Source organism: Clavibacter zhangzhiyongii (assembly GCF_014775655.1).
GTDB lineage: Bacteria > Actinomycetota > Actinomycetes > Actinomycetales > Microbacteriaceae > Clavibacter > Clavibacter zhangzhiyongii.
Genome location: NZ_CP061274.1, coordinates 1,808,566 through 1,827,214 on the forward strand (window position 1 = coordinate 1,808,566; position 18,649 = coordinate 1,827,214).

Annotated in this window: 20 protein-coding genes; 7 read left to right on the forward strand and 13 right to left on the reverse strand. The window is 71.6% G+C overall.

What is annotated here, in order from left to right; all coding sequences use genetic code 11:
- A complete protein-coding gene (locus tag H9X71_RS08600; protein WP_191146722.1) occupies positions 1 to 1,095 on the reverse strand; it encodes a glycosyltransferase family 4 protein in 1,095 nt (364 codons plus the stop codon).
- Complete coding sequence (locus H9X71_RS08605; protein ID WP_191146723.1) at positions 1,092 to 1,988, reverse strand: alpha/beta fold hydrolase; 897 nt, start codon at positions 1,986 to 1,988, stop codon at positions 1,092 to 1,094. The genes H9X71_RS08600 and H9X71_RS08605 overlap by 4 nt, the downstream gene beginning before the upstream one ends.
- A gap of 139 nt (positions 1,989 to 2,127) precedes the next feature.
- On the opposite strand from H9X71_RS08605, the gene treS reads away from it, so the two are divergent.
- Together treS and H9X71_RS08615 are read left to right on the forward strand one after the other, a co-directional pair.
- Positions 2,128 to 3,849, forward strand: a complete 1,722-nt coding sequence (gene treS, locus H9X71_RS08610) for a maltose alpha-D-glucosyltransferase (RefSeq protein WP_191146724.1) — start codon at positions 2,128 to 2,130, stop codon at positions 3,847 to 3,849.
- Between the two features lie 10 nt (positions 3,850 to 3,859).
- Positions 3,860 to 4,561, forward strand: a complete 702-nt coding sequence (locus tag H9X71_RS08615; protein WP_191146725.1) for a 3'-5' exonuclease — start codon at positions 3,860 to 3,862, stop codon at positions 4,559 to 4,561.
- Between the two features lie 105 nt (positions 4,562 to 4,666).
- Here H9X71_RS08615 and H9X71_RS08620 read toward each other — a convergent pair whose 3' ends face one another.
- From H9X71_RS08620 to glgA, 3 genes are all read right to left on the reverse strand, one after another.
- Positions 4,667 to 4,921, reverse strand: coding sequence for a type B 50S ribosomal protein L31 (locus tag H9X71_RS08620; protein ID WP_191146726.1), 255 nt, complete (start codon positions 4,919 to 4,921; stop codon positions 4,667 to 4,669).
- Positions 4,922 to 5,052: 131 nt separating this feature from the next.
- On the reverse strand, positions 5,053 to 5,841 hold the full coding sequence (locus H9X71_RS08625) for an ABC transporter ATP-binding protein (RefSeq protein WP_191146727.1): 789 nt from the start codon (positions 5,839 to 5,841) through the stop codon (positions 5,053 to 5,055).
- Positions 5,842 to 5,895: 54 nt separating this feature from the next.
- Complete coding sequence (glgA, locus tag H9X71_RS08630; protein ID WP_191146728.1) at positions 5,896 to 7,080, reverse strand: glycogen synthase; 1,185 nt, start codon at positions 7,078 to 7,080, stop codon at positions 5,896 to 5,898.
- A gap of 46 nt (positions 7,081 to 7,126) precedes the next feature.
- On the opposite strand from glgA, the gene H9X71_RS08635 reads away from it, so the two are divergent.
- Both H9X71_RS08635 and serB read left to right on the forward strand, forming a co-directional pair.
- The gene (locus H9X71_RS08635) at positions 7,127 to 8,368 is read left to right on the forward strand and encodes a glucose-1-phosphate adenylyltransferase (RefSeq protein ID WP_191146729.1); all 1,242 of its coding nucleotides are present in this window, start codon (positions 7,127 to 7,129) and stop codon (positions 8,366 to 8,368) included.
- Entirely contained in the window at positions 8,365 to 9,057 is a 693-nt protein-coding gene (serB, locus tag H9X71_RS08640; RefSeq protein WP_191146730.1) for a phosphoserine phosphatase SerB, read from the forward strand. The genes H9X71_RS08635 and serB overlap by 4 nt, the downstream gene beginning before the upstream one ends.
- Positions 9,058 to 9,096: 39 nt before the next feature.
- Here serB and H9X71_RS08645 read toward each other — a convergent pair whose 3' ends face one another.
- Together H9X71_RS08645 and fabG are read right to left on the reverse strand one after the other, a co-directional pair.
- Entirely contained in the window at positions 9,097 to 10,053 is a 957-nt protein-coding gene (locus H9X71_RS08645; protein ID WP_191146731.1) for a phosphotransferase enzyme family protein, read from the reverse strand.
- Between the two features lie 23 nt (positions 10,054 to 10,076).
- Entirely contained in the window at positions 10,077 to 10,787 is a 711-nt protein-coding gene (gene fabG / locus H9X71_RS08650) for a 3-oxoacyl-ACP reductase FabG (RefSeq protein ID WP_191146732.1), read from the reverse strand.
- Between the two features lie 119 nt (positions 10,788 to 10,906).
- Here fabG and H9X71_RS08655 point away from each other — a divergent pair, with 119 nt between their 5' ends.
- From H9X71_RS08655 to H9X71_RS08665, 3 genes are read left to right on the forward strand one after another with little or no spacing between them, the layout of a single operon-like run.
- Complete coding sequence (locus H9X71_RS08655; RefSeq protein ID WP_191146733.1) at positions 10,907 to 11,380, forward strand: DUF3099 domain-containing protein; 474 nt, start codon at positions 10,907 to 10,909, stop codon at positions 11,378 to 11,380.
- Positions 11,377 to 11,634 (forward strand): hypothetical protein, encoded by a 258-nt coding sequence (locus H9X71_RS08660; RefSeq protein WP_191146734.1) that lies wholly within the window; start codon positions 11,377 to 11,379, stop codon positions 11,632 to 11,634. Before H9X71_RS08655 ends, H9X71_RS08660 begins: the two co-directional genes overlap by 4 nt.
- Positions 11,631 to 12,476, forward strand: coding sequence for an SURF1 family cytochrome oxidase biogenesis protein (locus tag H9X71_RS08665; protein ID WP_191146735.1), 846 nt, complete (start codon positions 11,631 to 11,633; stop codon positions 12,474 to 12,476). Before H9X71_RS08660 ends, H9X71_RS08665 begins: the two co-directional genes overlap by 4 nt.
- Before the next feature lie 69 nt (positions 12,477 to 12,545).
- Here H9X71_RS08665 and H9X71_RS08670 read toward each other — a convergent pair whose 3' ends face one another.
- The 6 genes from H9X71_RS08670 to sufB all read right to left on the reverse strand — a co-directional run bounded on the left by H9X71_RS08670 (position 12,546) and on the right by sufB (position 18,429).
- On the reverse strand, positions 12,546 to 14,144 hold the full coding sequence (locus tag H9X71_RS08670; RefSeq protein WP_191146736.1) for an ABC-F family ATP-binding cassette domain-containing protein: 1,599 nt from the start codon (positions 14,142 to 14,144) through the stop codon (positions 12,546 to 12,548).
- A gap of 224 nt (positions 14,145 to 14,368) precedes the next feature.
- Positions 14,369 to 14,698, reverse strand: coding sequence for a metal-sulfur cluster assembly factor (locus tag H9X71_RS08675; RefSeq protein WP_191149136.1), 330 nt, complete (start codon positions 14,696 to 14,698; stop codon positions 14,369 to 14,371).
- A 2-nt stretch (positions 14,699 to 14,700) separates the two neighbouring features.
- A complete protein-coding gene (gene sufC / locus H9X71_RS08680; protein ID WP_045528103.1) occupies positions 14,701 to 15,471 on the reverse strand; it encodes a Fe-S cluster assembly ATPase SufC in 771 nt (256 codons plus the stop codon).
- 13 nt (positions 15,472 to 15,484) lie between these two features.
- A complete protein-coding gene (locus H9X71_RS08685) occupies positions 15,485 to 15,805 on the reverse strand; it encodes a non-heme iron oxygenase ferredoxin subunit (protein WP_045528105.1) in 321 nt (106 codons plus the stop codon).
- Positions 15,802 to 17,010, reverse strand: a complete 1,209-nt coding sequence (sufD, locus tag H9X71_RS08690) for a Fe-S cluster assembly protein SufD (RefSeq protein ID WP_191146737.1) — start codon at positions 17,008 to 17,010, stop codon at positions 15,802 to 15,804. Before sufD ends, H9X71_RS08685 begins: the two co-directional genes overlap by 4 nt.
- Positions 17,011 to 18,429, reverse strand: a complete 1,419-nt coding sequence (sufB, locus tag H9X71_RS08695; RefSeq protein WP_191146738.1) for a Fe-S cluster assembly protein SufB — start codon at positions 18,427 to 18,429, stop codon at positions 17,011 to 17,013. It abuts the gene before it with no gap.
- Between the last annotated feature and the right edge of the window lie 220 nt (positions 18,430 to 18,649).

Below are 18,649 nucleotides of genomic sequence, written 5' to 3' on the forward strand. Positions count from 1 at the left end.
CTAGGCCCCGGCGCGTCCGGCGCGGGCGACCCGCTCCAGCAGGTCGCCCAGCTCGGTCGCGGAGGCGTCCCAGCTGTACTCGGCGGCGCGCGCGATCGACGCCGCGGAGCGCCGCCGCCACTCGGCGGGATCCTCCAGCGCGCGCACGGCCGCGGCGAACGCCTCGGGGTCGTCCGGGTCCGCGTAGACGGCCGCGTCGCCGCCGATCTCCCGGAAGATCGGGATGTCGCTGACGATGACGGGCAACCCCACGCTCATCGCCTCGATGACGGGGATGCCGAAGCCCTCGTCGCGCGAGGCCGTGAGCAGCGCCGTCGCGCGTCGCAGCGTCGCCGCGTACTCGGCGTCGTCCGCGCCGTCCCGGAAGACGAGGCGCGCGCCGTCGGCGATGCCCTCGAGCCGCTCCCGCTCGGCCGGGTCGACGCGGCTCATGAGGTGCAGCTCGTGGTCCGGCAGGTCGTCGGCCGCGCGCACGAGCGTCTCGACGTTCTTGTACGGCATGTACGAGCCCATGTAGACGAGCGTCTGCTCGGCGGGGGCGTCCCGCGGGCCGTCGGGCGATCCGTCGGGCGCCGGTGCGAGCTCGGCCGCGTTCGGCACCACGACCACCGGCCGGGACGTGAGCCGGTGCCGGCGGATCAGGCCGCGCGTCGTCTCGCTGACGGTCACGATCGCGTCCGCCCGGTCCAGCAGCAGGCGCTGCGGCCACCAGGCGAGGTGGAACGCCCGCCACAGGGCGCGCACGGGAGCGGGCAGGTCCCGCGGCGGACGCCGGTGCCGGTAGTAGATGAGGTCGTGCAGCGTGAGCACGAGCGGGTAGGCGCGGCCGCGGGAGCCCATGGTCTGCATGGGGCTGTAGACGACGTCGGGCCGCATCCGCGAGATGCGCCGCGCCAGCCACGGCTCCCGCGGGCCGGTCGGCGAGCTGACCAGCTGCCATGGCAGGTCGGGCAGGAGCGCGAGCTGGCGGTGGTCGCTGATGAGCATGGTCACGTCGAAGCGCGTGCCCAGCCGCGCGACGAGCTCGGCGCCGTAGCGGCTGATCCCGTCGTGCCGGCCGATGCGGGTGTACCGGCAGTCGAACACGAGCCTCACGGCGCGCTCCCCTCGTCCAGGAACGCCCGGACGAAGCCGGCCGCCTCCCGGGGCGTCTCGTAGTGGATGAGGTGCCCGACCCGCGGGATCACCTCGAGCCGCGCGTCCGGGAACAGCGCCCGGAGCCGGTGCTGCGCCGCGACGGGCGTGATGTCGTCGCGCTCGGCCGCGACCAGCAGCACGGGCACGCGGACGCGCGCGGCGTAGGTGCTCGCGTCGGAGGAGACCGACGCGCGGAACGCCTCGAGCACCACGCGGCGGTCGCTGAACGCGCTGAAGAACCGGTCGTGCTGGTCGTTGATCCAGCGGCGGAGCCCCCGGTCGCGCGTCTTCGCCATGGCCTCGCTCATCACGCGCACGATCGCGCGGTTGCGCAGCAGGCCAAAGCCCGCGCGCTCGGGCAGCAGGGCGGCGGAGCGGTAGTAGAGCACGGCGAGGCGCGTGAGGATCCCCCGGGGGCCCTCGAGCGCGGGCGCGGCGATGGGGTTCACGAGGATCGCGCGCGGAGCGGGCAGCCCGTCCGCGAGCGCGGCCGCGACGACGATGGAGCCGAACGAGTGCCCCAGCACGGTCGCGTCGCGCGTGCCCGTCGCGTCGACGAAGGCGCGCAGCCACGCCGCGTAGCCGGGGATGTCGTGCCGCGCGTCGCCGAGCGGCGTCGAGTCGCCGAAGCCCGGCAGGTCGGGCGAGAGGATCCGCACGCCCGGCAGCTGCGCCACGACCGGCTCGAGCCCGTGGTGGTCGCCGCGGAACCCGTGCACGACCACGACCACCTGCGCGGCGTCGGCGGGCCCGTACTCCCACCACGCGGTGCGGCTCCCGAGGAGGTCGACGGTGCGGCGGACCACGGGGATGCGGTCGAGCTGGGCGGCGTAGGGCGAGGGGACGGTCATCGGGGTCGAGTCTACGAGCGGCGGCCGCCCCCGCCCCCGGGCGCGCCGGGCTCGGGCTCCCGCCCACCCCGCCTAGAGTTGCCCACGAGCCTTCCCCGCCCCGCCGTCGACGCGCCCCGTCGCGCCCCAGAGGAGAACCGTGAGCTTCACCGCCCCCATCACCCTGCCCGGACTCACGCTCGACAAGCAGTGGTACAAGCGCTCCGTGTTCTACGAGGTGATGATCCGCTCCTTCGTCGACTCCAACGGCGACGGCACGGGCGACATCCAGGGCCTCATCTCCAAGCTCGACTACCTGCAGTGGCTCGGCATCGACGGCCTGTGGCTCCCCCCGTTCTTCCAGTCGCCGCTCCGCGACGGCGGCTACGACATCAGCGACTACATGGCCGTGCTGCCCGAGTTCGGCACGCTCGACGACTTCAAGGAGCTCGTCACGAAGTCGCACGAGCGCAACATGCGCATCGTCATCGACCTCGTGATGAACCACACCTCCGACCAGCACGAGTGGTTCCAGCAGTCCCGGTCCGACCCGGACGGCCCCTACGGCGACTTCTACGTCTGGAGCGACACCGACGAGAAGTACGAGGACATCCGCGTCATCTTCGTCGACACCGAGGAGTCCAACTGGACCTTCGACCCGGTGCGCCGCCAGTTCTTCTTCCACCGCTTCTTCTCGCACCAGCCCGACCTCAACTTCGACAACCCGAAGGTGCACGAGGCCATCTACGGCGTCATCCGCCACTGGCTCGACATGGGCGTCGACGGTCTCCGCCTCGACGCGATCCCGTACCTCTACGAGACCGAGGAGGGCAACGGCGAGGGCGAGCCGGCCACGCACGAGTTCCTCAAGCGCCTGCGCGCCATGGTCGACGAGGAGTACCCGGGCCGCATCCTCATCGCCGAGGCGAACCAGTGGCCCCGCGAGGTCTCCGCGTTCCTCGGCACCGAGGAGGAGCCCGAGTGCCACATGGCGTTCGACTTCCCGATCATGCCGCGCATCTTCTACTCCCTCCGCTCGCAGACCGCGGACGAGCTGAAGCGCATCATGAGCGAGACGTTCGAGATCCCGGAGGGCGCCGCCTGGGGCGTCTTCCTCCGCAACCACGACGAGCTGACGCTCGAGATGGTGAGCGAGGAGTACCGCCAGGCCATGTACGGCTGGTACGCCTACGACCCGCGCATGCGCGTCAACATCGGCATCCGCCGCCGCCTGGCACCGCTGCTCGACAACTCGCGCGCCGAGCTCGAGCTCGTGCACGCGCTCCTGTTCTCGCTCCCCGGCAGCCCGTTCCTCTACTACGGGGACGAGATCGGCATGGGCGACAACATCTGGCTGCCGGACCGCGACGCGTCGCGCACGCCCATGCAGTGGACTCCGGACCGCAACGCCGGCTTCTCCACCGCCGATCCGGGCAAGCTCTACCTGCCCGTCGTGCAGTCGCTCGTCTACAACTACGCGCAGATCAACGTGGAGTCGCAGCTGGCCCAGTCGCGCTCGCTGCTGCACTGGGTGCGGAACGTGATCCACGTGCGGAAGGCGCACCCCGTCTTCGGCCAGGGCACCATCCGGGTCCTGCCGACCGACCACGAGAGCGTGCTCGCGTTCGTCCGCTCGTACGAGGGCAGCGGCACGCACTTCGGCGACCGCGCCGAGGACGTGCTCTGCGTGTTCTCGTTCGCGCACAACCCGGTGTCGGTCACGATCGACGCGTCCGACTTCGCGGGATCCCAGCTCTACGACCTCTTCGGCGGCGGCGTCTTCCCGACGGTCGGCGACGACGGCCGGCTCACCCTCACGCTCGCCACGCAGAGCTTCTACTGGCTGCACATGGGTGCGCCCGCCATCGGCGGTCGCCCGTAGCATCTACAGGATGAGCTCCCGCTGGCACCACTCCCTCGCCTCCTTCGACCTCGAGACGACGGGGGTGGACGTCGAGACCGCCCGCATCGTCACGGCGTGCATCGTCGTGCTCGACGCGGACGGGCGGGTCACCGAACGGCACGACTGGCTCGCGGATCCCGGCGTCGAGATCCCCGCCGGCGCCGCGGCCATCCACGGCGTCACCACCGAGCGCGCCCGGGCCGAGGGCCGCGACGCCGCGGCCGTCGTCCTCGAGATCGTCACCACCATCCGCGAGATGTTCGCGCGCGGCCTCGCGCTCGTCGTCTACAACGCGCCCTACGACCTCACGCTGCTCAACCGCGAGGCCGTGCGGCACGGCGTGGAGCCGCTCCGCGACACGGGCCCCGTCATCGACCCGCTGGTCATCGACAAGGCGGTGGACACGTACCGCCGCGGCAAGCGCACCCTCTCCGTCGCGGCCGAGCACTACGGCGTCGCGCTCGACGACGCGCACGACGCGGGCGCCGACGCCATCGCCGCGGGCCGCGTCGCGCAGGCCATCGCCGGGCGCTACGCCGACCAGCTCGACATCCCCGTGCTCGACCTGCACGACCGCCAGGTCGACTGGTCGCGCGTGCAGGCCGAGAGCTTCCAGGACTACATGCGCCGCACCCGCGACCCCGCGTTCACGACGTCCGGCGCGTGGCCCGAGCGGCACGCCGGCAGCTGATCCGCTCCCGCCGTCCGCACGTCCCTCGCCAGACGCGCGGGTAGCGGGGACGACGAAGGGCGCCCGGCCGGAGCCGGGCGCCCTTCGTGGTGCAGCGGGGAGCTGCTACTTCTTGCCGAAGCCCGCGTAGCGCGAGTTGAACTTCTCGACGCGGCCGGCGGAGTCCATGATGCGCTGCTTGCCCGTGTAGAACGGGTGCGAGGCGCTCGAGATCTCGACGTCGATGACGGGGTACGTGTTGCCGTCCTCCCACTCGATGGTCTTCGAGCTGCCCACGGTGGAGCGCGTGAGGAAGGTCTCACCGGAGGCGAGGTCGCGGAAGACGACCGGGGCGTACTGGGGGTGGATGGCGGTCTTCATCGGGGGTGTCCTTCGTCGTTTCTGGTGTCTGCGTGGGAAGCATGGGTGCCCGGGATGATCACCGGACCAGTGGACAAGCCTACCAGACGGGTGCCGGTTCCGGGCAGGCGCGCCGGAGGCGTCCGATCGGGTCAGCGGCGGACGGCCCGGGCGGTGAAGCGCCCGTCGTCCTGCGTGACCTCGAGCTCGAGGCCGAACGTGCGGCCGAGGGCGTCGGCGGTGATCACGTCGCCGAGCGGACCGGCCGCGACGACGGCGCCGTCGCGCAGGAGCAGCCCGTGCGTGAACCCGCGCGGGATCTCCTCGACGTGGTGGGTGACCATGACGATTCCGGGCGCCTCGGGTGCCGACGCGTAGCCGCCGAGGAGCTGCAGCAGCTCCTCGCGGGCCCCGAGGTCGAGGCTCGCGGCGGGCTCGTCGAGGAGCAGGAGCTCGGGGTCGGTCATGATCGAGCGGGCGATCTGGACGCGCTTCTGCTCGCCGTCGCTCAGCGTGCCGAACTTGCGCTGCTCGAGGTGGTCGAGCCGCCACTCGGCGAGCACGCGCTGGGCGCGGCGCACGTCGATGTCCTCGTAGTCCTCGTTCCAGCGGCCGGTGACCGAGTACGCGGCGGTGAGCACCACGTCGAGCACCGTCTCGTCCGCCGGGATGCGGCGGGCCATGGCGGTGGACGCGAAGCCGATGCGCGAGCGCAGCTCGAACACGTCGACGCGGCCGAGCTCGTGGTCGAGGACCGTCGCGGTGCCCGAGGACGGGTGCGCCATGGCGGAGGCGATCTGCAGGAGGCTCGTCTTCCCGGCGCCGTTCGGCCCGAGGACGACCCAGCGCTCGTCGCCGTCGACCGTCCAGTCCACGCGGTCGAGGATGGTCGTCCCGTTCCGGACGAAGGACACTCCGGACAGGGAGAGGACGTGGCTCATGCCCACGAGTCTACCGGCCCCGATCCCGCGCGCGGCCCGCCCGGGAGAGCCGGGTCAGCGCAGGATCGACGCGTAGATCGCCTCGGTCTGGCGGGCGATCCGGTCCCAGCCGAACTCGCGCTCGGCGCGCGCACGGCCGGCCTCGCCCATTCGGCGGGCGGCGTCGGGATCCTGCACGACCTCGGTGAGCGCGGCGGCGAGGTCGCGGACGAAGCGCTCGGGGTCGGTGGGCGTGCCCGTGCCGTCGGTGGCCTGGTCGATGGGGACGAGGCGGCCGGTGACGCCGTCGTCGACGACCTCGGGGATCCCGCCGGTGGCGGTGCCGACGACGGGCGCGCCGCAGGCCATGGCCTCCAGGTTGACGATGCCGAGGGGCTCGTAGACGGACGGGCAGACGAAGACGGTGCCGGCCGTGAGGACGGCCGAGAGCTCGCGACGCGGCAGGAGCCGGTCGATCCAGACGACGCCGGAGCGCTCCTCCTGCAGGCCGCGGACGAGGGCCGTGACCTCCTCCATGATCTGCGGGGTGTCGGGCGCGCCGGCGCACAGCACCATCTGCACGTCGGCGGGCAGCAGGGCGGCTGCGCGCAGCAGGTACGGCAGGCCCTTCTGGCGTGTGATGCGCCCGACGAACACGACCGAGGGCCGGGTCGGGTCGATGCCGAGGGAGCGGACGAGCTCGTCGTCGTGCACGGGCGCCCATGCCTCGAGGTCGATGCCGTTGTAGACGGTGTGCACGCGCGCCTCGTCCAGGGAGGGGTACGAGCGGAGGATGTCGCGCTTCATCCCGTCGCTGACCGCGATGACGGCGTCGGCCGCCTCGTACGCCGTGCGCTCGATCCAGCTGGACACGCGGTAGCCGCCGCCCAGCTGCTCGGCCTTCCACGGACGCAGCGGCTCGAGGCTGTGCGCCGTGACGACGTGCGGGATGCCGTGCAGCATCGACGCGACGTGGCCCGCGTGGTTGGCGTACCAGGTGTGCGAGTGGACGACGTCGGCGCCGGCCACGTCGCTCGCGATGGCGAGGTCGACGGCCATCGTCTGCAGCGTCGCGTTCGCGTCGCGGAGCTCCGCGGGGACGGGGTAGGAGAAGACGCCGGGCTCGTCGCGCGGGGCGCCGAACGCGCGGACGACGACCTCCGTCCGCTGTCGCATCGCCTTCGCGAGCTCCGTGACATGGACCCCGGCACCCCCGTAGACCTCCGGCGGATACTCCTTCGTGATGACGTCTGCTCGCATTCGTCGAACGCTAGTACATGCCCCGCGGTGCATCTACGCTGGGGCAATGGCATCGAAGAAGATCTTTGGAATCGTGCTCGCCGGCGGCGAGGGCAAGAGGCTCATGCCGCTCACCGCGGACCGCGCCAAGCCCGCCGTCCCGTTCGGCGGGCAGTACCGGCTCATCGACTTCGCGCTCTCGAACCTCATCAACTCGGGGCTCACGCAGATCGTCGTGCTGACGCAGTACAAGTCGCACTCGCTCGACCGCCACGTGTCGCAGACCTGGCGCCTCAACCAGATGCTCAACTCCTACATCGCGTCGGTGCCCGCCCAGCAGCGGCTCGGCAAGCGCTGGTTCAGCGGATCGGCGGACGCGATCCTGCAGAGCCTCAACCTCATCAACGACGAGAAGCCCGACATCGTCGTCGTGGTCGGCGCCGACCACGTGTACCGCATGGACTTCAGCCAGATGATCGACGCGCACATCGCGTCGGGCCGCGGCGCGACGGTCGCCGCCATCCGCCAGCCCATCGAGCTGGCCGACCAGTTCGGCGTCATCGACACGGATCCCGCGAACCCCGCCGCCATCCGCGCCTTCCTCGAGAAGCCGAAGGACCCGGTCGGCCTCGACGACTCCCCCGGCGAGGTGCTCGCCTCCATGGGCAACTACGTCTTCGACACCGACCAGCTCATCGACGCGGTGCGCCGTGACGGCGAGAACCCCGACTCGGCGCACGACATGGGCGGCGACATCGTCCCGTGGTTCGTCGAGCAGGGCAACGCGGGCGTCTACGACCTCAACCGCAACGAGGTCCCCGGGGCCAACGACCGCGACCGCTACTACTGGCGCGACGTCGGCACGATCGAGTCGTTCTTCGATGCGCACCAGGACCTCATCTCGGCGCTGCCGGTGTTCAACCTCTACAACAAGGACTGGCCGATCTTCAGCCAGCAGCTCAACAGCCCGCCCGCGAAGTTCGTCCGCGACGCGCAGGGCAACACGGGCACCATGATCGACTCGATCACGTCGCTCGGCGGCGTCATCAGCGGCGCCCACGTCGAGCGCAGCGTGCTCGGTCCGTGGGTCATCGCCGAGTCGGGCGCGCGGATCGTCGACTCGATCGTGTTCGACAAGGTCCACATCGGGGCGGGCGCCGACATCCGCCGCGCGATCCTCGACAAGGACGTCGAGGTCGAGCCCGGCGCGACCGTCGGCGTCGACCACGACCGCGACCGCGCGCGCGGCTTCACGGTCACCGACGGCGGCATCACCGTCGTGGGCAAGGGCGTGCGCGTCACCCCGTGAGCGCCGTCCTGCCGCTGACGCCCCCGACGGCGTCGCCCGTCGAGCGCGCCCTGCCGCGCATGCTCGTGGTGCTCGATGTGGACTCGACCCTCATCGAGGACGAGGCCATCGAGCTGCTCGCCGCCGAGGCGGGGTCGCTCGACGAGGTCGCCGCGGTCACCGACCGGGCGATGCGCGGCGAGCTCGACTTCGCGGAGAGCCTGCGCTCCCGCGTCGCGACGCTGGCGGGGCTGCCCGTGTCGGTTTACGCGACCGTCGGGGCGCGGATCCGGCTCACGTCGGGGGCGGAGCGGCTGGTGGCGGGGCTGCACGATGCCGGCCACGTCGTCGCCGTCGTCTCGGGCGGCTTCCACGAGCTGCTGGATCCGCTGGCCGAGCGCCTCGGGCTCGACCGCTGGCGCGCGAACCGGCTGGAGTCGGCGGAGGGCCGCCTCACGGGACGCGTCACCGGTCCCGTCATCGACGCGGCGGCCAAGCGCGCCGCCGTCGAGGAGTGGAGCGCCGACCTCGGCATCCCGCTCGACCGCGTGGTCGCCGTGGGCGACGGGGCGAACGACCTGGAAATGATGGCCGCGGCCGGCCTCTCCGTCGCGTTCGACGCGAAGCCCGCCGTGCGCGCACGCGCCGACGTGTGCGTCGACCGGCGCGACCTCGCGCAGGTCCTCGCGCTCCTCGGCCTCCCGCGCTGAGCCGTCCGACGGCACCGCGGCCGATCGGGGCCGCGCGCGTCAGCCGGTGACGACCGCGCGGGCGATGGCGGCGAGCTGCGCGATGTTCGCGGGCATCCGCTCGCGCTCGGACGGCAGGCTGGCGAGGTGCGTGACGTTGTCGAGGTACGCCAGGAAGATGAAGGCGCCGAAGCGCGCGTCCGGGACGCCCGTGCTGCCGCCCGCGGCCGTGTAGGCGCGGTGGAACTGGGCGCGCTGCCGGGGCGCCAGGTACATGATCGCCGCGGCGACGTCGAGGCCCGCGGGCCCGAGCCCGCAGCGGTCGAAGTCGATCACCGAGACGCCGTCCGGCCCCTGGATCAGGTTGCCGGGGTGGTAGTCGCCGTGCACCATGATCGGCGGTCCGGCCTCCGCGAGGGTGGCGCGGAGCTCGCCGATCGCGCCGGCGAGGGCGTCCGCGGTCGAGCCGTCGGCCATGATGCCCGGGTACCCCTCGACGAGGCGCTCCAGCCGGGTGGCGGCGTAGTCGGCGTCGTAGCGGCGGCGCTGGCCGGCGAGGGCGACCGCCTCGGGAGCGCCGCCCGCGGCGTGCAGCGCGGCGAGCGTCTCGGCGAAGGGGCCGGCGTCCGACGACGCGGGCAGGCTGCTCAGCATCTCGCCGTCGTGCCAGGTGAGCAGGCTCGCGAGCCGCACCTCCACCCGCTCGCCGGCCGCCCCGACGACCGCGCGGCGGAGGCCGACCTCGTCGTCGTCGGGGACCGGGACCTCGACCTCGGCGGTCCATGATCCGGCGCGGGTGCGGTGCGGGACCGGCACCGAGGGCCCGCCCCGGGCCGCGAGCATCGCCAGCCAGTCGAGCTCCAGGTCGATCTCGTGCCGCTTCCGGCGCGCGACGTGCAGGCGCAGCAGGTACCGGGATCCGCCGTCGACGTCGACGCGGTAGGCGTGGTTGTGCGTGGCCCCCAGCTCGGTGAGCGCGGCGGGACCGATGTCCCAGGCCGCCAGGAGGTCGGACACGGCGCTCTCCTCGTTGGGCGGCGTCAGTGGCCCATGCCGAGGCCGCCGTCGACGGGGATGACGGCGCCCGAGACGTAGGCGGCCTCGTCGGAGGAGATCCAGGCGACGACACCCGCGACCTCGGCGGCGGTGCCGTAGCGGCCGGCCGGGATGGACTTCTTGTACTCGGCGGCCGTGGCCTCGGGCAGCTCGGCGGTCATGTCGGTCTCGATGAAGCCGGGAGCGACGACGTTGGCCGTGATGCCGCGACCGCCGAGCTCGCGCGTGACGGAGCGGGCGAGGCCCACCAGGCCGCTCTTCGACGCCGCGTAGTTGACCTGGCCGCCGGAGCCGTACAGGCCGACGACGCTGGAGATGAGGACGATGCGCCCGAAGCGCGCCTTGAGCATGCCCTTCGACGCGCGCTTCGCGACGCGGAAGGCGCCGCCCAGGTTCGTGTCGACGACCTCGGTGAAGTCGTCGTCGCTCATGCGCATCATGAGGGTGTCGCGCGTGATGCCCGCGTTGGCGACCACGACCTCCACGGGTCCGTACGCCGCCTCGACCTCGGTGAAGGCGGCGTCGACGGAGGCGGCGTCGGTCACGTCGGCGCGCACCGTGAGGCTGCCCGCGGGGCCCTCGCCGGAGCGCGCGGTGACGGCGACGCGGTGCCCGCGACGCAGCATCTCCTCGGCGATCGCGAAGCCGATCCCCCTGTTGCCTCCGGTGACGACGACGGTGCGAGCGGTGCTCATGGGGGACCTTCCCTTACGGCTTGGAGGGGGCTGGCGGACTCGGACGAGCCTATCGGTGGCGCGGCGTACCCTGGTCTCGATGGGGCGCGCGACGCGCCCTCGAAGGACGCCATCCACCCATGCCAGCTCCGCAGCAGTCGGTCACCAGCCTCCCCCGGTCCCCGCAGGAGGACCGTCACGCCCGCATGGTGAAGTACACCATCGCGATGACCATCCGCATGGTCTGCATCCTCTCGTGCCTCTTCCTCCAAGGCTGGTGGCTCGCCGTCGCCGCCGTCGGCGCCATCGTGCTGCCCTACTTCGCCGTCATCCTGGCGAACGTCGGCGGCAACCAGGGCACCGCGGTCGAGCGGCCGGGCGGCGTCGTCGCCGTGTCGGCCCGGCACTCCGGATTCCCGCCGCCGGCGGAGCCGTTCGCTCCCTCCGCGGCGTACACGCCGTCGGAGCCCTACACGCCCTCGGAGCCCTTCACGGCCCCGGCGTCCTTCACCACCTACGAGACCGGCCGCGCGCCCGACCCCGCGCGCCCCGCCGAGGACCGCCCGACCCCCGCCCGGGACGCCCCGACGCCCGGCACCCCCGACGCGGCGTGAGCGGGCTCGCGTCCTGGGGGCTCGGATCCTCCGGGCCCGACGCCGACGTCGTCGAGTGCTCGCGCGCCAGCTGCCGCGCCGAGGCCGCCTGGCGGGTCGAATGGCGGAACCCGCGCATCCACACGGCAGACCGGGTGAAGACCTGGACCGCGTGCGACGAGCACGTCGGCTTCCTGCGCGACTTCCTCGCCGGACGGGACTTCCCCGTCCGCACCGCCGCGATCGACGCGCCCGTCGAGGGGGCCATCGCGTGAGCCGCTGGCGCTTCGTGCTCAACCGCCGGTGGGCGGGCTACCTGACGGTCGCCGTGGTCTTCGCCATCGCGTGCGTGCTGCTCAGCCACTGGCAGTTCGCCCGCCGCGACGAGGCCCTCGCCGAGATCGCCAAGGTGGAGGACAACTGGGACAGCGCTCCTCTGCCCGTGGACCAGGTGCTCGCCGACGCCTCCGCGTACGTCGACACGCAGAAGTGGACGCCCGTCACGATGACGGGCACCTACCTCGTCGACGAGCAGCTGCTGGCGCGGAACAGGCCCTTCAACGGCCAGCCCGGCTTCGAGGTCCTCACGCCGTTGCGGCTGGAGGACGGCCGGGTCTTCGTCGTCGACCGCGGCTGGGTGCCCATCGGCAACTCGCAGGACTCCCCCGACTCCGTGCCGGCGCCGCCGTCGGGGCAGGTGACCGTGACCGCGCGCCTCAAGGCCGGGGAGCCGGAGCTGCCCGGGCGGTCCGCTCCCGAGGGCCAGATCGCCACGGTCAACCTGCCGGACATCGCGTCCCGCGTGGACGCGCCGACCTTCACGGGCGCCTACGGGCTGCTGATCTCGGAGGATCCCGCGCCCGCCGACGCCGCGCCGTTCGCGACGCCGCGACCCGAGGAGGACGAGGGCCCGCACCTCTCCTACGCTTTCCAGTGGATCGTGTTCGCGATCATCGGCTTCGCGGGCCTCGGCGTCGCGGTGCGCAACGAGTACCGCATCATCAACGCCGACGACCCCGAGGAGCAGGAGCGCGAGCGGGCCCGGCAGGCGAAGCGCGCGCGGAAGCAGCCGTCGGACGCCGACGTCGAGGACCGGATCCTCGACGACGCCCGCTGAGGCCGCCGGCCCGCCGCGGGAGCGGTCGGGCGGCGGGCCGGGCAGCCGCGCGTGCGTCCGCCCGGGCTATCAGGCCAGCTCGATGAGGTCCATGTAGTCGGGGCTCCAGTGGTCCTCGGTGCCCTCCGGCATGATGAGGACGCGCTCGGGGTTCAGCGCCTCGACGGCGCCGGAGTCGTGGCTCACGAGCACCACGGCGCCCGAGTAGGTGTTGAGCGCACCGAGGATCTCCTCGCGGCTCGCGGGGTCGAGGTTGTTGGTGGGCTCGTCGAGGAGCAGCACGTTCGCACCGGACACGACGATCATCGCCAGCGCCAGGCGCGTCTTCTCGCCGCCCGAGAGCACGCCCGCGGGCTTCGCCGAGTCGTCGCCCGTGAACAGGAACGAGCCGAGGACGCGACGCGCCTCCATCTCGGAGATGTCGGGCGAGGACGACACCATGTTCTCCAGCACGCTGCGCTTGACGTCGATGGTCTCGTGCTCCTGCGCGTAGTAGCCGACGCGCAGGCCGTGGCCGGGCTCGAGCCGGCCGGTGTCGGGCTGGTCGACGCCCGCGAGGATCCGCAGCAGCGTCGTCTTGCCCGCGCCGTTGAGGCCGAGGATGACGACCTTGCTGCCGCGGTCGATGGCGAGGTCGACGGCCGTGAAGATCTCGAGCGAGCCGTAGTTCTTGCTGAGGTCGCTCGCCATGAGCGGCGTGCGGCCGCAGGCGACGGGCTCGGGGAAGCGCAGCTTCGCGACGCGGTCGACCGCGCGCACCTCCTCGAGGCCGGAGAGCATCTTCTCCGCGCGCCGCACCATCTGGTGGGCGGCGGCGGCCTTCGAGGCCTTGGCCCCGAACTTGGCGGCCTGCAGCTGCAGGACGCCCGCCTTCTTCTCGACGTTGGCGCGCTCCTTCTTGCGGCGCTCCTCGTCGGCGGCGCGCTGGCGCTGGTAGTGCTTCCAGCCCATGTTGTAGATGTCGATGACCATGCGGTTCGCGTCGAGGTAGAAGACGCGGTTCACGGTGTCGCCGACGAGCTCCACGTCGTGGCTGATCACGATGAGCCCGCCCTGGTACCCCTTGAGGAACTCGCGGAGCCAGGTGACGGAGTCGGCGTCGAGGTGGTTGGTGGGCTCGTCGAGGAGCATCGTGTCCGCGCCGGAGAAGAGGATGCGCGCGAGCTCGATGCGGCGGCGCTGGCCGCCGGAGAGCGTGCTGAGCGGCTGGTCGAGGATCCGGTCGGGCAGGCTGAGGTTGCTCGCGATCGACGCGGCCTCCGCCTCGGCCGCGTACCCGCCGAGCGCGACGAAGCGCTCCTCGAGGCGTCCGTAGTCCTTCATCGCCTTCGACGAGACCTTGTCGTCGGTGGACGCCATGTCGAGCATCGCCCGCTGCATGTCGAGCGACAGCGTGCCGAGGCCGCGGGCGTCGAGGATGCGCGTGCGGGCCAGGTCCTCCGGGTTGCCGGAGCGCGGGTCCTGCGGGAGGTAGCCGATCTCGCCGGAGCGGTCGATGCGGCCGCCCGTGGGCTGCCCCTCCCCCGCGAGGATCTTGGTGAGCGTCGTCTTGCCGGCGCCGTTGCGGCCGACGAGGCCGATCTTGTCCCCCGGGCTCACCCGGAACGAGACGTCCTCCATGAGGACGCGGGCGCCGACGCGCAGCTCCAGGTCGTGTACAGCGAGCACGGTGAGGGGTCCTTCTGGTCAGCGGATGTCCCACGGTCCGTGGGAGGAGGGCGACCCGCAGCAGAGGGGGTCGAGCCCGGTCGGTCGAGGGCGTCCATCGGACCCGACCGGTCCAGTGTACGAGACGCGGGCGTGCGGCCCCTCCCGACGGCGCCGGGACGGCCGGTGACGTGACGACGGCCCCACCCGCAGCGGGTGGGGCCGTCGTGGTCGAGCGGCGCGGATCAGATGGAGAAGCCGAGCGCCCGCATCATGTCGCGGCCGTCGTCGGTGATCTTCTCGGGACCCCACGGCGGCATCCAGACCCAGTTGATGCGGAACGCGGCCACGACGCCGTCGAGCGCCTCCGCGGTCTGCTCCTCGAGCACGTCCGTGAGCGGGCAGCCCGCGGACGTCAGGGTCATGTGGATGATGAGGGCGTCGTTCTCGTCGTCCCACGCCAGGTCGTAGATGAGGCCCAGGTCGACGATGTTGATCCCGAGCTCGGGATCCATCACGTCTTTGAGGGCCTCCTCGACCTCGTCGAACTTCTGCGGGGGCAGCGTGCTCTGCATCGTCACGCCGTCACCGTGGTGGAGGGCGCGAGGAAGCGGTCGTAGCCCTCCTCCTCGAGGCGGTCGGCCAGCTCGCGGCCGCCCTGCTCGGCGACCCGGCCCGCCACGAACACGTGGACGAAGTCGGGCTGGATGTAGCGGAGGATGCGCGTGTAGTGCGTGATGAGCAGGAGCCCGAGGCCCGTGTTCGCCTTCGCGCGGTTGACGCCCTCGGAGACGATCTTCAGCGCGTCGACGTCGAGGCCGGAGTCGGTCTCGTCGAGGACCGCGAACTTGGGCTTCAGCAGCTCGAGCTGCAGCACCTCGTTGCGCTTCTTCTCGCCGCCGGAGAAGCCCTCGTTGACGTTGCGCTCCGCGAACGCGGGGTCCATCTTGAGCGCGGCCATCGAGGTGCGCACGTCCTTGATCCAGCCGCGGATGGCGGGCGCCTCGCCGTCGATCGCGGTCTTGGCGGTGCGGAGGAAGTTCGTCGTCGTGACGCCGGGGATCTCGACCGGGTACTGCATGGCGAGGAACAGGCCCGCGCGGGCGCGCTCGTCGACCGTCATGTCGAGGACCTCGACGCCGTCGAGCGTGATGGACCCGGAGTCGACGTGGTACTTCGGGTGGCCCGAGATCGTGTACGCCAGCGTGGACTTGCCCGAGCCGTTGGGGCCCATGATCGCGTGGATCTCGCCCTCGTTGATCGTGAGGTCGACGCCCTTGAGGATCTGCTTGCGACCCTGCTCGGTGTCGACGCTGACGTGCAGGTCGGTGATGGTGAGAGTTGACATGCGTGCGGTTCCTCTAGCTCTTCGGGGTGGTGTCGATGTGGATGTCGCCGTCCACGATCGACACGGGGTAGACGGGGACGGGCTCGTACGCCGGCAGCGTGCGCGGCTTGCCCGTCTCGAGGGAGAACTTCGACCCGTGGGCCCAGCACTCCAGGGTGTCGCCCTCGACGAAGCCCTCGGCCAGCGAGATGTCGCCGTGCGTGCAGGTGTCGCCGATGGCGTGCACCGTACCCGAGGAGTCCTTGACGAGCGCGATGGCGAGGCCCTCGATCTCGATGCGGAGCGCCTCGTTCTCGCCGAGCTCGTCGACGGCGCAGATGCGCACGGCGGTCATCGGGCGACCGCCCCGGTGCTCGTGCCGGCCAGCTCGGCCTCGATGGCGGCCTGCAGCCGCTCCTCGAGGTCGGGGACGCCGATCTGCTGGACGATCTCGCTGAGGAAGCCGCGGACGACGAGGCGACGCGCCTCCTCCTCGGTGATCCCGCGGGCCTGCAGGTAGAACAGCTGCTCGTCGTCGAAGCGGCCCGTGGCGCTCGCGTGACCGGCGCCGGCGATGTCGCCGGTCTCGATCTCGAGGTTCGGGACCGAGTCGGCGCGCGTGCCGTCCGTGAGGACGAGGTTGCGGTTCTGCTCGTAGCTGTCGGTGCCGGGCGCGGAACGGCGGATGAGCACGTCGCCGATCCAGACTGTGCGGGCGCCCTTCCCCTGCAGCGCGCCCTTGTAGGTGACGCGGCTGCGGGTGTTCGGGGCGTCGTGGTCGACGTACACCTGCTGCTCGAGGTGCTGGCCCGCGTCGGCGAAGTACACGCCGAGCAGCTCGCCGTCGGCGCCCTCGTTCGAGAGGTGCGCCGAGGGGTTGACGCGGACGATGGATCCGCCGAGCGTCACCACCACGTGCTTGAGCTTCGCGTCGCGGCCGACGACGGCCTGGTGCGCCGCGAGGTGGCGCGCCTCGTCGTCCCACTGCTGGACGGTGACGACCGTGAGCTCGGCCTGGTCGCCGACGACGATCTCGACGTTCTCGGCGAGCGACGCGGATCCGGCGTTGTCGAGGATCACGACGCCGCGGCTGAAGGGCGCGGCCGTGATGACGGTGTGCGCGGCGCGCGGCGCGGCGCCGAGCTCGGAGCGGCCGACCGTGACGGTGACGGGCTCCTCGCCCGACACCTCGATCGACAGCGCCTCGCCGAAGGACGACCAGGCGTTGGCCGCCGCGCGGTCCTCGGGGGCGCCGGCGGTGCCGACGCGGGCGTCGTCGCGCGGGATCCACGAGACGGACGTGCCCGCCGCCTCGGAGGCCGTGAGCGGATAGCGCGACCCGTCGAGCGCCCCGGCGATGAGGTCGTCGAGGCGTCGGACGGGCGTCAGCTTCCAGACGGCCTCACGGCCGGTGACCGCGTCGAACGCCTCGACGTCGGTGGACGTGAAGCGCTCGGAGCGGGTCTGGATGGGTATGACGCCCCACCCTCCGTCGGTGTGCGGTCGGGCGCCGTTCCCCAGGGGGGCGACGGCTTCGGTGGTGGCGAGTGGGGTCGTCATCTAGCCGACGGATCCTTCCATGCCCATCTCGATGAGCTTGTTGAGTTCGAGCGCGTACTCCATGGGCAGCTCTCGGGCGATGGGCTCGATGAAGCCGCGGACGATCATGGCCATGGCCTCGTCCTCGGGCATGCCCCGGCTCATCAGGTAGAACAGCTGCTCCTCGCTGACGCGCGAGACCGTGGCCTCGTGGCCGAGCTGCACGTCGTCCACCCGGATGTCGATCGCGGGGTACGTGTCGGAGCGGGAGATCGTGTCGACCAGCAGCGCGTCGCAGCGGACGGTGTTGGCGGAGTGGTGCGCCGCCGCGTCCACGCGGATCTCGCCGCGGTAGCCGGCCCGGCCGCCGCCGCGCGCGATGGACTTGGAGACGATGGACGACTGCGTGTACGGCGCCATGTGCACCATCTTCGCGCCGGCGTCCTGGTGCTGGCCGGGGCCCGCGAAGGCCACGGACAGGGTCTCGCCCTTGGCGCGCTCGCCCATGAGGTAGATGGAGGGGTACTTCATCGTGACCTTGGAGCCGATGTTGCCGTCGATCCACTCCATGGTCGCGCCCTCGGCCGCCGTCGCGCGCTTGGTGACGAGGTTGTAGACGTTGTTGGACCAGTTCTGGATGGTCGTGTAGCGGACGCGGGCGTCCTTCTTCACGATGATCTCGACGACCGCGGAGTGCAGCGAGTCGGACTTGTAGATGGGCGCGGTGCAGCCCTCGATGTAGTGGACGTAGCTGCCCTCGTCGGCGATGATCAGCGTCCGCTCGAACTGGCCCATGTTCTCGGTGTTGATGCGGAAGTACGCCTGCAGTGGGATCTCCACGTGGACGCCCTTGGGCACGTACACGAACGAGCCGCCCGACCAGACGGCCGTGTTCAGCGCCGCGAACTTGTTGTCGCCCGCGGGGATGACGGTGCCGAAGTACTCCTTGAACAGCTCCGGGTGCTCGCGCAGCGCCGTGTCGGTGTCCATGAAGATGACGCCCTGGTCCTCGAGGTCCTTCTGGATCGAGTGGAAGACGACCTCGGACTCGTACTGGGCGGCGACGCCGGAGACGAGGCGCTGGCGCTCCGCCTCGGGGATGCCGAGCCGCTCGTACGTGTTCTTGATGTCGTCGGGCAGGTCGTCCCACGTCTGGGCCTGCTTCTCCGTGGAGCGCACGAAGTACTTGATGTTGTCGAAGTCGATGCCGGACAGGTCGGCGCCCCACGTCGGCATGGGCTTCTTGCCGAAGAGCTCGTAGCCCTTCATGCGGTTGGCGAGCATCCACTCGGGCTCGCTCTTGCGCCGCGAGATGTCCGCGACGACCTCGGGCGAGATGCCGCGCTTGGCGGAGGCCCCGGCGACATCGGAGTCGGACCAGCCGAACTCGTACTGTCCGAGGCTCTCGAGCTCGGGTCGGTCGATCAGCACATCTGACATGGCTACCTGCTTTCCTGACGATCTGGGCGTATCAGCGCCGTATCGGCATTCCCCCGCACGGCGACGCCGCTTCGGTGACGAGAGGAAGACTGTGGGTGTCCGGGATGCGGCGGCTTCACGCCTCGCACCCCTCTTAGGATGAACACGAACGCGGGTGGACTTGTTCCCGCCGTCCTCGCTGACGTGCCGGATGCCGCAAGGCCCGACGTGTTCCATGAAC

Excerpts from the sequence above, each read along its gene's own strand:
- H9X71_RS08605 (WP_191146723.1), bottom strand. The coding sequence starts at position 1,988 with ATGACCGTCCCCTCGCCCTACGCCGCCCAGCTCGACCGCATCCCCGTG.
- H9X71_RS08615 (WP_191146725.1), top strand. The coding sequence starts at position 3,860 with ATGAGCTCCCGCTGGCACCACTCCCTCGCCTCCTTCGACCTCGAGACG.
- H9X71_RS08620 (WP_191146726.1), bottom strand. The coding sequence starts at position 4,921 with ATGAAGACCGCCATCCACCCCCAGTACGCCCCGGTCGTCTTCCGCGAC.
- H9X71_RS08625 (WP_191146727.1), bottom strand. The coding sequence starts at position 5,841 with ATGAGCCACGTCCTCTCCCTGTCCGGAGTGTCCTTCGTCCGGAACGGG.
- glgA (WP_191146728.1), bottom strand. The coding sequence starts at position 7,080 with ATGCGAGCAGACGTCATCACGAAGGAGTATCCGCCGGAGGTCTACGGG.
- H9X71_RS08635 (WP_191146729.1), top strand. The coding sequence starts at position 7,127 with ATGGCATCGAAGAAGATCTTTGGAATCGTGCTCGCCGGCGGCGAGGGC.
- fabG (WP_191146732.1), bottom strand. The coding sequence starts at position 10,787 with ATGAGCACCGCTCGCACCGTCGTCGTCACCGGAGGCAACAGGGGGATC.
- H9X71_RS08655 (WP_191146733.1), top strand. The coding sequence starts at position 10,907 with ATGCCAGCTCCGCAGCAGTCGGTCACCAGCCTCCCCCGGTCCCCGCAG.
- H9X71_RS08675 (WP_191149136.1), bottom strand. The coding sequence starts at position 14,698 with ATGCAGAGCACGCTGCCCCCGCAGAAGTTCGACGAGGTCGAGGAGGCC.
- sufC (WP_045528103.1), bottom strand. The coding sequence starts at position 15,471 with ATGTCAACTCTCACCATCACCGACCTGCACGTCAGCGTCGACACCGAG.
- H9X71_RS08685 (WP_045528105.1), bottom strand. The coding sequence starts at position 15,805 with ATGACCGCCGTGCGCATCTGCGCCGTCGACGAGCTCGGCGAGAACGAG.
- sufD (WP_191146737.1), bottom strand. The coding sequence starts at position 17,010 with ATGACGACCCCACTCGCCACCACCGAAGCCGTCGCCCCCCTGGGGAAC.
- sufB (WP_191146738.1), bottom strand. The coding sequence starts at position 18,429 with ATGTCAGATGTGCTGATCGACCGACCCGAGCTCGAGAGCCTCGGACAG.